This window comes from Bradyrhizobium sp. USDA 3650, assembly GCF_054057395.1.
Map to the genome: position 1 here is coordinate 3885058 of NZ_JBSRZG010000001.1, position 13796 is coordinate 3898853.

Genomic DNA, 13796 nt, shown 5'->3' on the forward strand with positions numbered 1-13796 from the left:
CCGCCTCACTTCCCGAACCGGGTCGCCGCAAGCGGTGAGTACAGGTTCGAATTCGCGTTCATCCGCTCGCACTCGCGCGACGCGTTCCAGAACGTTTCCACGCACGGCTTCGTAGTGCCGGCGGCCGGCCTCCAAGTGATCGCGAGGGTACTCGGATCAGTGAAAACCCACCTGCCGGTGTTGTGTGGCTTGGCCGGGGGGCCGGGCGAGGACGGTGCCGTCTTACTCGACATCGCGATACTGTCGTTGGCGAGGTAATAGTACCATGTGCTGCCGTCCCACACACGCCACCAGCCCGTCGGCCATCCATCTTTTTTTGTCACTCCGTCTGATGCGAGAACGAGTTCTTTCTGGTATCGAGCCCACTGGTTGAGCTGCGGGTCGCGCACCAGCATTCCACCCTTGAAGGCGCCTCCACCGGTGCGATAAATATTGAACCTGTTCACCGGCATCGTTTGATTGGGTCCAACGGCGGGATCATGGTGGTACAAGTCCACCCCGAGGACGGCAACGACCAGCGATACGTGTAGACCTCCGTCCCAGCTAACCATGATTGGCCCGAGCGCGGTCAGCGCTAGGTCGATATCTTTCGCTGTGGAAGTCGGAACGTCCTTGTGAAGAAAGCTTAAACCCTCGTTTCTCATAAATTTGTTATACGCGTCCCCTCCCAGTCGTTGATGAGTGCCGTCTTCGTTCTCGAGTTCCGGCAACTGCAGCGGACTGGCATAGCCGCCCCCGTAGTATAAGCGCAGCATGCGTGCACATGCCCACCAGCAACCTGTGGGATCATTGGCTTGGCTTACAAAAGGCACGGGCCGCGGCAAGGGCATGATCGACCTCTCACTTTTTCAATGCGCACCCTACGCAGTTAGAACAGGCGCGCCAATGGCTCGCCACCGCCATTGCTGCGGCGCGGTATCGCCACCAACCACCCCACCGCGCGCGAGTTCCCACTTTCGGCAATCGCGCCCGTTGACCGTGAGAATCGTCCAGAGGACGCGCTTAATACTGGCGCCTCGGGAGATGCTGGAGAAAACCTTGAGCGAGGACGGCTTCGGCGTCCTCAGCGCCGCATCGGGCGAGGAGGGGATCAGGCTGCTCGGCGCGACACTCCTGACGCGCGCTTTGGTGACCGACATCAATCTCGGGCCAGGATGGACGGATGGGAGCTCGCCCGCCTGGCGCGGCAGCACGATCCCCGCTGCGCAATCCTCTACGTGACTGGAGATAGCGCTCACAGGTGGGCGGCGAACGGAGTGCCGCGCAGCGCGATGCGGTCCAAGCCATTCGCGCCGGCCCAACTGGTCGAGGCGGTAACCTCCTCAATAATTCAGGGCCCCCTAGCTGACAGGGTCGAGCCGTCAGTCCGCCCATCCGGGCTGCGGCCCAGCGAGCGCGTCTCGATACTAGTTGAACCGGTCCGAGGCTCGCAGAGGTTCGAGAAGGATTGCCGCGCGCGTCTGTCTAGTTCGGCGGCGGCGGTGCGGCGTTGATCGTCTGGGGTCCGCGAGTGCCGCCCATGCACTCCACGAGGTAGTCCACGAATGCCCCGACGCGAGCAGGCATGTTCGCTCCCCCGACGAACTACGATGACAGTTCGCGCATCAGCGCGTCAGCTGTTCACGATATGAAGCTCGACCCGCCGGTTCTTGGCTCGGCCCGGCTCATCCGTGTTCGGCGAAAGGGGCTGGGTCTTCCCGAAACCCTGCGTCCGGATCTTGGCGCGCTCGAGATATTTGCGCGTGACGAACCAATCGGCGGCCGCCTTGGCGCGCGCCGCTTCCGACAGGCGCTGGTTGTAGTCTGCCGAGCCTGTCGCGTCGGTGTGCCCGTTGATGAGGACATATCGCAGGCGCGGGCCGATTCTCGCCTTGATGTCCGCTGCGGCCTTCTCCAGCGCCGCGTTGGCCTCCGGCTTGATGTTCGATTTGTCGGTATCGAACAAGACGTCTCCGCTGATCCTGATCAGCGAGTCATCATTGGCGGTGACTCGCACGGGACCGGGATCCGACGTGATGATGTCCAAGCCGTTATCGATCCAGCGGCCCGGCCCTGGATCTGTCATGACCACCCGCCACTTGGCCTTTTCTGTGATCGGCTCGGGCTTGTCGAGCAGCTTGTCCAGCAGCGTGTACAGGGCCCACAGCCAGGGCCTCGCGTTCTCGCTGGAGAATGCCTGGCCGGCGCCCATGATGTTGCTCGCGAGTGCCGCGTTCGTTGAGCCATAGCAGACCAGCGCGTTCGTGCCGCCCGCGAGCGGGCTTCCCGCGGGCAGATACCGGTCGACATTTGCCGTGTTGAGATTCGCGGCGAGCTGGCAGATCGGCGCCTTCGTCAGCACACCGATGTGGTCGAGCCCGATGGCGTGGCCGATCTCGTGAGCAATCACGGGGTGGCTTGCCGGCATGCCGGGGGCGTGGCCGAGAGGGAACGCCCATGGGGTCGCGTCGAACGAGTCGTAAAGAAACGCGTGGGAGCGAAATACCCCGGGATCGGGCACCCTGCCGGTTGCGGTGATAAAGGCGGCGTTGAGGTTGGTGACCTCGATGGTCCTGTGGGCACCGCTTGCGGGCGAGAAGTCGACCTCTAGTGCACACAGCAGGTTCGGCCGAAAGATCTTGTTCGGAAACTTGTTGAAGAACGGATCCTTTTGGTAGACCTCGTCGAGCCCCGAAAAGGCGGGCGGCGGAACGAGCCAGAACCTGTTATTCCATAGGTTGACCTGCGCCGACGCGCTGTTGACGAACGCAGACCACTGGGCGTCGGTCCACGGCGTCGTGAGGAACGGCTTTTTGTCGGCGTCCAGCTGGACCGGCAGAAATCCCCTGGCCTGTTTGAGGCTGATCTTGAGCTTAATCGTGAGCTTGACGTGTTTGAAGCCGCCAGTCGGCTGGTAGAGGAAGGTGTCGAAAGCGGCCGGAACGCTGCCGCCGGTCCTGGAATTTGAGCTGAATGCCGCGCCGACGAGCGGGACAGGTTTGTAGGACGGTGCCATGGGCTCCTCCAACAGAGGTTTCGACCGCAGGATGCGCCTCTTGGTCGCGGCGAAGCGCGACGGCGTTCAATGGACCCGGCGCGGATCTGCAGGCTCGCGGCTGCGGTCGCGATGCGATTCGGCGCTCCGGCGAATGCGCAATCCGCGGCCGAACGACAAAGGTCGAAAACAACCCCATGCATAGTAGATGGCGGCTGCGGGTGCGAGGTGCGCTGCAGCCGGAGAACTATCTGAGCCTCGGGTGAAATTTCGAGAGCGGGTTACGCTGGGTAGGGGTGGCTCAGACTCGGAGCGCGTTGAGCGGCGAGCCGCCCGGTTCCGGTCACAATTTCGGAGGTCGGCAGAGATAGGTGCTCACCGCAACGTCGGTGATCCGGGTGGCCTTTGTCGCGCTCTCGATCATGTGTTTGAACAGAAACCAAGCCCGTTTTCCGAATGCGGCTGCCCGCTTATCTAATTTAGACAGCGATGACGCTGCGCGGATCAATCGCATGGTGGAGCTTCGGACGCGGGTTAGCCGCCAAATCTCTTGACAAGCTTTGACCCCTTGGCCGTGCCGATCTGCTGGCTGGTCAAATCGCTGCCTGCACTCAACCCAGGCACCATGAGGTTCTTGACGCGCTGCGCCGCCTGCTTCTCGTTGGAATAATCGATCTCGACATGATCGAGCTCCATCAGATGCCCAAGCTCGTGTGCCCAGGCGCGTCCATTGGCGTGGTCATTGCCATACCACTGGACGAAGCTCGTCGGCTCGGGAGCGCCGTTCGGAAACGAGCCCCCGCCGGCGTTCAGATTTGGAATAGAATTGACGAGGAAGATGTGGACCGCATTGTCGGGGTCATGCCGGGAGGCCAGAACACCCAGCAGGACCTCGTCGCTGCTGCGCCGGCTCTTTGCCATGTCCAGCGGCCTTTCCATCACGGAATCACTGATCACGAATGCGATCTTGGCCTTCGACCAGATCGTATTGACGACATCAACCGCCTTCTTGGCCGTGTCGCAATCCCATTGCGCAGGCTCGAGAACGCCTCTATCGGCAAACGGCGTGATATAAACTCTCAGCGGAACGGACATGCGCAAGGCTGCCAAATATTTCAGGGGCAGGAAGAACGGCATAAAGGGGGCCGCCACCTCCGCCGCTACGACGCGATAGCCTCCGCCTTCGCTTGCCGTGCTCGTCGACATCATGGTCGTGACGAGTCAATGCCGACGGATGATCAACGAAAAGCGAAGCCTGAGGCAGGCACTTCCGTAATATGCCGCCTATGCCGCTGCAACTCCTTTTCTGATCCCTGCAAGACCTCGACGATCGGCCAAAGCTGGCCAAGAGCTTTCGCTAAAGCTATCGATCCGCAGGTCTAACACCGGATTTCACTTCCGCTTGATGTGCCGCCAGCGGAACGCCGATTCTAGGCAAGCCTAGCCCCTTGTACGCTTCAACGAAGCCATCGCATAAGACCAAAAAGTCGTTAAATATCAGCACGTTAAATTACAGCACTCCCCCTATACGCGCCAACCGTGCCCAACGTGCCCGGCACGACAATCGTCTCAGGCCTTTGAACGCATTCACTGAAATGCGCGACAAATTTAGGAATGGATCGGGCTCGAGACTACTCCTAAACGGAGACAAGCGGCCGCCGAGAGCTCATTTTTTAGCATTCTGCGCGGCCACCTCCGTTGACGCTCCCCGCTCGGCTGATACTGGACGTTTCGCCATGAGCTTCTATACGCAAATCAGATTATTCGCCCTTGTCCTCGGCGCCTTGCTGGTCCTGACTGCTGAGCCGGCTTCCGCGATGAAGCGTGTGGCCTTGGTGGTCGGCAATTCCACCTATCAAAACGCACCCCTGCTTCCCAACCCGGCCAACGACGCCGCCGCCATCGCAGCGACGTTGAAAGGCGCAGGGTTTGACGTAGTCGACTCGAGGCTCAATCTCACCGCGACGGACATGAAGCGAGCCCTGAGGGATTTTGCTGATCAAGCACGCGACGCCGACATTGCTCTCGTCTACTACGCAGGCCATGGGATCGAGATCGATGGCACAAACTATCTGATCCCGACCGATGCAAGGCTTGAACGCGATACGGACATTTATGACGAGGCTTTCTCGCTGGACCGTGTGCTGCTGGCGATCGAGCCTGCGAAGCAGCTACGGGTCGTGATCGTCGATGCTTGCCGCAACAATCCTTTTGCCGACACCATGAAGCGAACTGTCGCCTCACGATCGATCAGTCGCGGGCTTGCGAGGGTCGAGCCCACCGTGTCCAATACGCTGATCGCCTTCGCCGCAAAGGCCGGATTGACGGCGCTCGACGGCAATAGCAAGAACAGCCCGTACGCGGCGGCTCTGGTCAAATACATCGCAAAGCCCGGCCTCGACCTGCGCAGGGTCTTCGGCTTTGTCCGCGACGACGTCCTGCAAGCCACAGGAAACCGGCAGGAGCCCTACGTCTACGGCTCGTTGGGAGGCGAGGACGTTGCTCTCGTGCCTAGCGCCAAGAAAGAGGAACCGAAGCCCGCGGCGCAGAATCCCCAGTCCGAGGTCCGCCGTGACTACGAACTGGCGTTGCAACTCAACAACAAGGCCGCCTTGGGCGTATTCCTGAGCCAGCATCCCGAAGGATATTACGCCAGTCTGGCAAAGCTTCAGCTCAACCAGATCGAGGCGGAGGACGCACGGATTGAGGCAACCGAGAAAGCGCAGGCCGAACAGCAGCGCGTTCGGCTGGCTTCCGAAGGCGCCCAGAGCACCGACCAGGAAAGGGCGGCCGCAGACTTGAAGGCCGCGGAGAACGCCCGCATTGCCGCCGAAACGACAAAGCAGGTGGCCCAGCAGCAAGCGACTGATGCCGAGCGGAAGCGGGCCGCCTCCGAGGCATCGATCATCGCTGCACTCAGCCCGAGGTCCGCGACCAAGAATTCCGCCGCAGTTGGTTCGCCTCCGGCAGCTAAGTCCGTCCAGAGCGACGCGATCGCTGCCTTGAGCGACGGGCCGCACCAAGTCGATCTCGCTAGGACCGATGTCCCTCAAGCCGAACTGGCCAAGTCGTTACAGAGCGAATTGAGCCGCGTCGGGTGCTTCACGGGTGCCGTCGATGGCGAATGGAATGCGGCTTCCCAGCGATCGCTGAAGCTCTTCAATCGCCAAGCGGGGACCAAATTCGACACCAAGCTCGCCAGCGTCGATGCGCTCGATGCGATCAAGCTCCGGTCGTCGCGGATCTGTCCGATGATCTGCGACCACGGCTACCGAGCCGACGGCGACCAGTGCAGCAAGATCACTTGCGCCGAGGGCTCGTTCCTCAACGACGACAACGAGTGCGAGAAGCAGCGCGCCGCCAAGCCCGCCAAGCCAGCGACCGCCAAGCCTGCGACCGCAAAGCGTGACGACGGCGACGAGCGTCCCGCACGGCAGCGTCGTCAAGCCGGCGGAGAGGCTGCCGGAGCGGCCGGCGGCTTTGGTGGCGCTGCGGGCATTGCTGCTGCGGCTGGCGCCAGCCGCCGCTCGAGTGGCGGACAGCTATTCTGCAACAACAGCGGCTGTCGCGCGGTCAACCGCGGCTGCCATCTCGAATATCGCGGCGGCGGCGGCCCCGGCAACGATGCCAATGCCGAGGTCTGCAACTAGCGCGCCGCAGAAGAGGTGCCCGAAGCGGAGCGATCTGAGTGACAACGTGTGAACTGGAGCAGAAGGATATCGGCACCTTTCCAGGTGTGACCCTCTTCACCAAACGGCAGGCGCCCGGCATGAGGCCGACGGCGGTCTATCTCCCGCCGAAGCACCTCACGAGCGCCACCAAATTCGACGTCGTGCTCTGGCTGCATGGATTCTATGTCAGGGATCATGAATACCTGTTCCGCAATGATCCCGCGCGCTTGCGCGAACAGGTCCGGGATTCCGGCAGGGACGTTGTGCTTATCGCGCCATTTCTGGGCTACGAATATGCCGTCGGCGACAGCTTTGCCGGCAACTACAGCGTCAAGGATCTGGCCTCCGCCAAATGGGGCGAACGCTACCTCGACGAAATACTGGGGGCTCTTGCCAAGTGGCTGGCTCCTGCTCTCGGAACCGGTCCCGGCTTCGGGACCAAGCTTGGCTCGGAGAGCGTACCCCAACTCCGGATCGGTAAGCTCATCATCGCTTGCCATTCTGGCGGGGGGAACGGCATGCGCAATCTGGTCGGAAGCCTCGGAAAATATCAGCCCAACCTGTCGGCTTGCTGGGGATTTGACTGCCTCTATGGCGCGATGGCACATCCCGATGATGCGATTTTCTGGTACCAATGGTTGTCCGCGCAGAGCACCTGCGCACTCGAGGTCGTCTACGGTCCGTCGACGCTTTCGCAATCGGTGAAGCTGGACTTGCTCGGACGCGGACTAGCAACGCCCGATGGCGATCGTGCTCCATCGCCGCGCCCTGCCCTCAAGAACCTCAATGTGAGCGTAGGTCACTATGACGCATTTCCAGCCTTCGGGCAGATGGTCAGGGTCAATGATCTGGATCCAGCTTACGTGGACCGCTTCATGATTCCGCAGGTCGCCGACCAAGTTCCCCTCGGCCACAAGCCCGCGTCGCATCACGGTGAATTCCTCAAAACGGCGATTTCAAACGTTCGCGACGCTTTTCCTTTTCCGAAAGACATTCATTACATGATCGCCAGGAGCGGTTTCTACGGCCGGTTGAGCAAGCTGTAGACTTTGCGGGAACGGCTGCGGCATCGCGGACTAGCCGGCCAACCGGCCACCTGTTAGCTTCCGCCGTAGCCACGCGAGGAGACCTTCGCAGATGACGGGCAGCCCCTTCGACCCGAACACCGCACCGATGGCCGGCAACATGGGGCAGGACCGCGCCGCGATGCGGGCGGACATGAACAAGGTCGCGCTGAAGCTGCACGAAGCCGGGATTCAGCTCTACGGCTTCTATAAAATCCACGACCTTGTGCCGTACTGGAATCCGCTTGGCTTTGACTTCATGTGCGACAACTGGCGGCAATTGCTCGCTGCCGCCGGCAAGGCGCCGCGGCTCGGTTCTGACCAGATCGACATGCCGGGTTATGACCCGTGGCTGAAGGCAGGCGTCAAGAGCGTCGGCTTCACGCAGACCGGAAAAGCTCCTCACGTGCATCTCGACATTGCGATCGACCGGCCCGGGCTGTGCCGGATCTACATTCTGGAGAAAGATGATGAGCGGCGTCTCGACGCGCTGCGACGGGCCCGGGTCGTTACGGCGAGAGACACCGAAGTGTTCAGGAATATCTACCGGCGGGTGGAGGGTCTTGGTGTCGATCTCGACGAGCACATCGGTTCGCACCTGGAGGCAGGACGGCTCGTGCTCGACGGCATCAATTTCGTCGCCAAGGATCACAACCGGCTTCTCGACGTGCTGACGAATCTGAAATATCCCGCCGGCAACAGTGTTTTTTTTCGTGGAGAACGATCCGGCCGCGGTCATTTCGCCGGCAACGCCTCGTTCCTGGCAACCGAGGGCATCGGCTTTCGGCAAATCTGGCAGACATTTCCGGAAGAAAGACCGGTTGCGACGACCGACCCGCGAACCGGGCCGGCGATTGATCCCAAGGCTTCGGCTCGGTTCGGCGATTCGAAGATCCTGCCCGATCTCACCTCGGTGCACTGTGCCGTCGCGAAGCGGATCTGCAACTTTCACATCGACGAGATGGGCTTTGTGGTCAGGGACAGCAAAGGTACCATCATCGTCGACCCGGACGCGTTGCGGCATATTTTTGTCGAACTGCTCTGGAAAACCGACTTGCAGGGCAAGCTGCCCTTCTGGGCGCTCGACAACGTGAATTTCATGATCCCGAGTTCGCCAACAGATTTCTCCCGCGTCGGAGTCAACGTCGACATCGCGAAGTTCGGGCGCGTCAACATCGCGCTCAACGGCAGCTGCTCGGTTGACGGCAAGATGGAAACATCCGGCACTCTCACGCTTGGTTTCAAGTTCTGAGCCAGTCGAAGGCCCGGGCTTACTTGATGGAATAAGACTTGACGTCCAGCGACCAATTGTTCGACAGCAGTCTTCCGTTGGCGCTGTCCGGCACACGCAACTCGCTGGTCCAGGCCGCCAGGTAGCTCAACGCGTCGGCCTGGCTCTGCAGCTTGCGCGGGAGATCCGGCAAATCGAGCAATTGCACACGCCGCTCGCTGAGGATCGCAACGATGATTGCCGCGCCGGTCGGGGGGGCAACGACATACTCGAAGCCCCGTTGCCGCGCTGTCGGCGTCGGCACGATGAACTGGACGCCGGGCTTGACAAGATTGATGTCGCGTTCGTCCGACTGCTCCACCAACTCGGGAGTCGGAAAGATCTGGGACATGCGTCCTTCCGCATCCACATCGACCAGAATGAGGTAGCCCTTTTTCCTGGAAGTTACGCCGAACGATACCTTGCCGCCGACCTCGACCGTCGGACCCGGCAGGATCTCGAGGGACACGTTCGCGGAATTGCTCTGCACCGCACTGGTCTGTCCGCGCGTGACCTGGATGCGCCAAAGCGATGAAGAGATCGGCGGGCTTGCATGCGGGGATTCCGGGGGCAATGGCGCTGAGTGCGCGGGCTCGCTCGTCAACAGGAGCAGCAACGCGAGGTATATTCGCTCGCGGCGGATCGGCTCCGATGGCAACATGGCTCCCCCGGTCAAACTGTCAGGGAGCACTGAAGAAGCCGACCGAGGCGATCCGCGCGTCCGCTGGCAGGTAACGCTCGAGGCTCTTGATCAGTTGCCCCGATGCACGACGCCGATTCAGCTGGATCAGGACGGTCTCAAGGTCGGACATGCGCTGCTGCGAGGTCACCGCGACAATCTGCTCGGCGCCAAAAGGCTCGCCCACCCTGAGCGGCAGCCGCAAGCTCGGCGATTTGGCCAACGGCGCATCCGTACCCACGGGATACAACATCTGGATGGTTCCATCGCCGGACACATTGAACAGCAATAGCGCCCTCGCCGCGACGTCGGACAGTTCAACTTCGATGGTCTGGCCGGCGCGCTGCTGTCGATCGTCCGGCCAAATACGCATCGTCTGGGGTGAACGAGTCGCCATTCGCTTGAGCTCGCGGATGGCCGCGGTGCGATCCACGACCGTCGGCAAATTGGCCACCTCCATCCCGTAGGCGACCACATCGCCCCAGGCGATCACGTCATGAGACACGGGGTCCCAGATCAAGTCGGGATTGTCCGTCGGCTGAACCGCCTGCACGGTGACATCCTTGGTGCTCACGCCCGAGAAATAGCTCATCTTGCCGTCGAGCGCCGCCAGGCGGATTGGCGTTGAAAGACGGATGGGCGCCGGTGCGGTGCCGGCGAGCGCGGTGCCGGTCGGAACTGGATTGCCGGGAGCTGAATTGGGCGCGGCGGCAAGGGCTGGCACCGTCGGAGTCTTCGTCGTAGCAACCGGTGCGGGGGGCGCCTTCCCATCGGCGGGAACCGTTGCCTGAGCAGTGGCGGTTCTCGGAGCGGGCCCTTGAATGAGCACCACCCCGCGCGTCAGTTCGAACGCGACGTCCGTCTCCGGCGTCTGGGCGGGTGACGATATCGTCACGATGTTCTGGCGCTGGTCTGAAAGCTGATAGACGACCTGGCGAACGTTGGCGAAGAGCTCCTTGAGTGTCACCTTGCCATCGTGATTGATGTCCGCGCTGCCCTCTACGGCCCGCGCCACCGCGTAGCTGAGAGCCCCGCGCAGGCCATCGATCCCGGGGATTCGCACTTCCGGGGCCTTGGTATTGCGATCAACGGCGGCCAGGAACGCGGTGTGATCGAGATCGAGCTCGGACTTCGGATCGTTGCTGTCCGACACCGGTTTTAATTCATCGACCAGCAGCGTGTAGCGAGGCACCTGGCGAAAGCTCATCTCCTCAGCCCGTGGATCGATATCGCGCACCATTCCGCCGCCGTGGCAGGTGTCCGCGACGAAAATCACCTTCGCACCGCGAAGTTCGAACTGCCGGATGAAGTGGTTGAACTCGCTCCCCAGAATACGTTCGACCGATCCAGTCGGCGTGGTTTCGAAGCCTGGCAGCAGGAACACGTTCTCCATGCCGTCCGGCTCCGAGCCCTTGATGCGCTCCGGCTCCTGCGTGCCGTGACCAGCGATCGACAGAAAGACGAGATCGTTGTTCCTTGTCCGCTCCACCATCGCGCTGATTTCGCGCAGCACGCTCGCCCTGTCCGCTTGAGCATTGGTCAGCTCGACGACGTCGCCAACCCCCATCGTCTTCAGGCTGGAGACGATATCGGCGGCGTCGGCGACCGCCCCCTTCAGCTTGCGGACGTGTTGATAATCATCAATGCCGATCACGAGCCCACGCACGGCACCGCCATCCGGATTGCCGATCGAAAGCGCTTCCGCCGCCCGAGCATGCTGCAGCGGCAGGCCGATCGTCGCGGCGAGCGCGATGGCGACGCACAAGCGGCCGAACCTGTGGTCAAATCCTCTGGAGCTTCGCATCCCTGATCCACCTCGACGTCATGCAGGCCGCCCCGGAACCGGACTGTCGGATCGAGGCGGTAGTTCATAGTCATCTGTAGCGCCGAGGACACCGGGGGTTCAGCGCTTCTTGGTCGCCGGCTTGTTGGTCGCGGCTTTGGCAGCCGTCGATTTGCCCCCCGTCGGGGCATCGTCCTCTGGATAGGCGTCCACCGAGACCGTCGCCTGGTCATCCGCGAAGGCACGGAAACGGACCGGATTGTAGCCACGTGCCAGCAGGCTCGCCAACGGATAGACGTTGCGGCAGACGCGTCCATTGCATCCACCGGTCGAGGATTCCATCACCTCCGCCTTGCGATCGGGCGTGAACCGCAGGAATAACATCACATGGGAGCCCGGTTTGTTGAGCGCATCGCCGGGCTTGAGGTCCCAGGGATTCGACACGGGCGTCGCGATCGCCGGGATGGCGGCGGTCGTGTAGTGGACCGAGAGTCCCCAGGCGGCGCTGACGAAGGCCGAACAGTCAACGCCCGCCGCGTCCGGCCGCGGCGCGTTCCGGGTGCAGACGTTGCCTGCCAGCGTCCCGCTCTCGATCCGCTGCCGGAAGTTTGCGAGCGAACCGTGGCAGCCCCAGCAATAGGGTACGCCGCGCACCTCCTGGTTCACCTTGCCCTGTAGATACCACGGCCGGCGAATGCGGTTGAAGCCGCTGCACTGGCTATCCGGATCGTTGCCATAGTTCGCCTGCGTCAGCCTCCACTGCACGCCTTCGAATGCGAACGCGGTCTCGATCGCCTGCTGACGATTTGACGGCCGGACCGCGGCAGGCGCGCTGAACTTGACGTCGTGGCCGGGCCGGCCCTCGGGGCCCGGGGCCGGCTTCGCTGAGGTCCGCGACGGCCGCACGTCGATGAGCGACACGTTGCCCAGCGGTTTGAAGCCAACGCCAACCACTTCGACACCGTCTGGCTTGGTTCGCAGGAAATAGACATCGCCATCACCCGAGACGGTGACGAACCGCCTTGTCAGCGGGGTGTTCTCGAGTGGCAGTTCGTAGATTCCTTCGAGACGACCGTTCGCGGCATAGCGTGCGACGAAGGTCGAGGCGTTCTTCCCCGACGGCGGGATGTCCTCGGCCAGCACATAGAAGCGGTCGCTGTTGTCAATCTCGAGAAATTCGACCGTGCCGAGCTGGTCGCGCACGCGCAGACCGAGCGCGCCAATGCTCTCGTTCGTGACCATGGTCTGGATCTCGATCCGTACGCTGGAATTGCCCTTGTCCGGGAGGATGTCGGCGATGACCGAGCCCTTGCTGCGGGACGCGATGTATTGCCGATCGGGCTGCCGCCCCTGCCCGATGACGGCCGCGCGCGTGTTCTGGTCGAGTAGGTCGGTTGCGCTGCCTGGCGGCTGCGATCCCATCTGGGCGAAGGCGGAGGCGGCGACCTGATCGTCCACGCCGCGGCTTGAGACCTCCTCGAGCTGGATCTCGTCGCCGAGCCCACGCGTGGACTGCTGGGCCGCTGCCTTCAACGTGCGCACGCCGCCGTCCCAAACCATGATGTCGTCGTTGTGAACGACAAGGTCGGTCGGCTGGACATCCTTCGGCATCTTCAGGACGTCCGGGGCGGAGTTCGGTTGTTTGGGATCAAACTCGAGAATGCGGCCGTTGATCTGGTCGAGTACGTACAGGTTGCCCTGCCCGTCGGCGCTGAGCGCTTGGGGCCCCCCCAGTTCCACGTCCTCGCTGGCGGGAACGATGCCTACCATCGAGGGCGCCGAACCGCCGGCGAAGCTGCGCACGACCGTATCCTCGGCGTGCGCCAGGGCGGCGAAAATGCCGGCACCGGCGATGAAGACCCAAGTCCAGCAAAATCGACGAAACATATTCGCCTCAGTGTACCCCGAACCGATCGTCGCGCCGGACCGACTAATCCGAGATGCCGTGAATGCGGCGCGTCAATTAGTGGTGACCAATCTCGATCCCGTTCAATTCTATCACTGGACGGTGATAGTCCGAATTCTTCAGCTTGCGGTGCAAATCCATGACAAGGAATAGATTTGAACAGGTCAAGGAAGTCCAGCCCGACGCCATCACGCTGGTCCTGAAACGCGACAATGACAGCGCCACTGGATCGGTCGTGATGCCGGCCGCTGCAAGCGGCGGGCGGCTGTCAAATGACCAGGTCAGCGCCCCGTTGCCTGCCCAGGATGCCTTTCGCGGCGCGATCCGGCTTGCCAATGACGTCAAGCTCGCGATCGTGGTGTGGGATCCGGACGGCGTCTGGAAGTCCGAATGGGGCGAGCTTTACCAAGCCCTCGACTAATCCATTGCCGGGCGGAACCGGCAGACGT

General features: G+C 62.1%; 11 protein-coding genes. 5 read left to right on the top strand and 6 right to left on the bottom strand.

The annotated features are described in order from the left end of the window. Positions 1 to 5: 5 nt before the first annotated feature. The gene (locus tag ACVIN2_RS18075) at positions 6 to 830 is read right to left on the bottom strand and encodes a papain-like cysteine protease family protein (RefSeq protein ID WP_456766575.1); all 825 of its coding nucleotides are present in this window, start codon (positions 828 to 830) and stop codon (positions 6 to 8) included. A 193-nt stretch (positions 831 to 1023) separates the two neighbouring features. On the opposite strand from ACVIN2_RS18075, the gene ACVIN2_RS18080 reads away from it, so the two are divergent. Further along, positions 1024 to 1221 carry a hypothetical protein gene (locus ACVIN2_RS18080; RefSeq protein ID WP_456766576.1) on the top strand — a complete coding sequence of 66 codons (198 nt, stop codon included), beginning with the start codon at positions 1024 to 1026 and terminating at the stop codon, positions 1219 to 1221. A gap of 391 nt (positions 1222 to 1612) precedes the next feature. Here ACVIN2_RS18080 and ACVIN2_RS18085 read toward each other — a convergent pair whose 3' ends face one another. Then, a complete protein-coding gene (locus ACVIN2_RS18085) occupies positions 1613 to 2995 on the bottom strand; it encodes an OmpA family protein (RefSeq protein WP_456766577.1) in 1383 nt (460 codons plus the stop codon). 513 nt (positions 2996 to 3508) lie between these two features. Beyond that, a complete protein-coding gene (locus ACVIN2_RS18090) occupies positions 3509 to 4183 on the bottom strand; it encodes a hypothetical protein (RefSeq protein WP_456766578.1) in 675 nt (224 codons plus the stop codon). A 527-nt stretch (positions 4184 to 4710) separates the two neighbouring features. Between ACVIN2_RS18090 and ACVIN2_RS18095 the strand changes: the two genes are divergently transcribed. The 3 genes from ACVIN2_RS18095 to ACVIN2_RS18105 all read left to right on the top strand — a co-directional run bounded on the left by ACVIN2_RS18095 (position 4711) and on the right by ACVIN2_RS18105 (position 8961). Then, complete coding sequence (locus tag ACVIN2_RS18095; RefSeq protein ID WP_456769751.1) at positions 4711 to 6624, top strand: caspase family protein; 1914 nt, start codon at positions 4711 to 4713, stop codon at positions 6622 to 6624. A 38-nt stretch (positions 6625 to 6662) separates the two neighbouring features. Then, the gene (locus ACVIN2_RS18100) at positions 6663 to 7691 is read left to right on the top strand and encodes a hypothetical protein (RefSeq protein ID WP_275170284.1); all 1029 of its coding nucleotides are present in this window, start codon (positions 6663 to 6665) and stop codon (positions 7689 to 7691) included. Positions 7692 to 7782: 91 nt separating this feature from the next. Next, complete coding sequence (locus ACVIN2_RS18105) at positions 7783 to 8961, top strand: hypothetical protein (RefSeq protein ID WP_456766579.1); 1179 nt, start codon at positions 7783 to 7785, stop codon at positions 8959 to 8961. Positions 8962 to 8980: 19 nt separating this feature from the next. On the opposite strand, the gene ACVIN2_RS18110 is transcribed toward ACVIN2_RS18105, so the two are convergent. From ACVIN2_RS18110 to ACVIN2_RS18120, 3 genes are all read right to left on the bottom strand, one after another. After that, positions 8981 to 9448 (bottom strand): DUF4384 domain-containing protein, encoded by a 468-nt coding sequence (locus ACVIN2_RS18110; protein ID WP_456766580.1) that lies wholly within the window; start codon positions 9446 to 9448, stop codon positions 8981 to 8983. Between the two features lie 211 nt (positions 9449 to 9659). Beyond that, the gene (locus tag ACVIN2_RS18115; RefSeq protein WP_456766581.1) at positions 9660 to 11423 is read right to left on the bottom strand and encodes a caspase family protein; all 1764 of its coding nucleotides are present in this window, start codon (positions 11421 to 11423) and stop codon (positions 9660 to 9662) included. Between the two features lie 138 nt (positions 11424 to 11561). Continuing rightward, the gene (locus ACVIN2_RS18120; protein ID WP_456766582.1) at positions 11562 to 13328 is read right to left on the bottom strand and encodes a hypothetical protein; all 1767 of its coding nucleotides are present in this window, start codon (positions 13326 to 13328) and stop codon (positions 11562 to 11564) included. 158 nt (positions 13329 to 13486) lie between these two features. Here ACVIN2_RS18120 and ACVIN2_RS18125 point away from each other — a divergent pair, with 158 nt between their 5' ends. Continuing rightward, positions 13487 to 13768: a hypothetical protein gene (locus ACVIN2_RS18125; protein ID WP_027568102.1), complete on the top strand. Its 282-nt coding sequence runs from the start codon at positions 13487 to 13489 to the stop codon at positions 13766 to 13768. Positions 13769 to 13796: the final 28 nt, after the last annotated feature.

Coding starts and splice junctions, on each gene's coding strand:
- ACVIN2_RS18075 (WP_456766575.1), bottom strand. CDS start 830: ATGCCCTTGCCGCGGCCCGTGCCTTTTGTAAGCCAAGCCAATGATCCC.
- ACVIN2_RS18080 (WP_456766576.1), top strand. CDS start 1,024: ATGCTGGAGAAAACCTTGAGCGAGGACGGCTTCGGCGTCCTCAGCGCC.
- ACVIN2_RS18085 (WP_456766577.1), bottom strand. CDS start 2,995: ATGGCACCGTCCTACAAACCTGTCCCGCTCGTCGGCGCGGCATTCAGC.
- ACVIN2_RS18090 (WP_456766578.1), bottom strand. CDS start 4,183: ATGATGTCGACGAGCACGGCAAGCGAAGGCGGAGGCTATCGCGTCGTA.
- ACVIN2_RS18095 (WP_456769751.1), top strand. CDS start 4,711: ATGAGCTTCTATACGCAAATCAGATTATTCGCCCTTGTCCTCGGCGCC.
- ACVIN2_RS18105 (WP_456766579.1), top strand. CDS start 7,783: ATGACGGGCAGCCCCTTCGACCCGAACACCGCACCGATGGCCGGCAAC.
- ACVIN2_RS18120 (WP_456766582.1), bottom strand. CDS start 13,328: ATGTTTCGTCGATTTTGCTGGACTTGGGTCTTCATCGCCGGTGCCGGC.
- ACVIN2_RS18125 (WP_027568102.1), top strand. CDS start 13,487: ATGACAAGGAATAGATTTGAACAGGTCAAGGAAGTCCAGCCCGACGCC.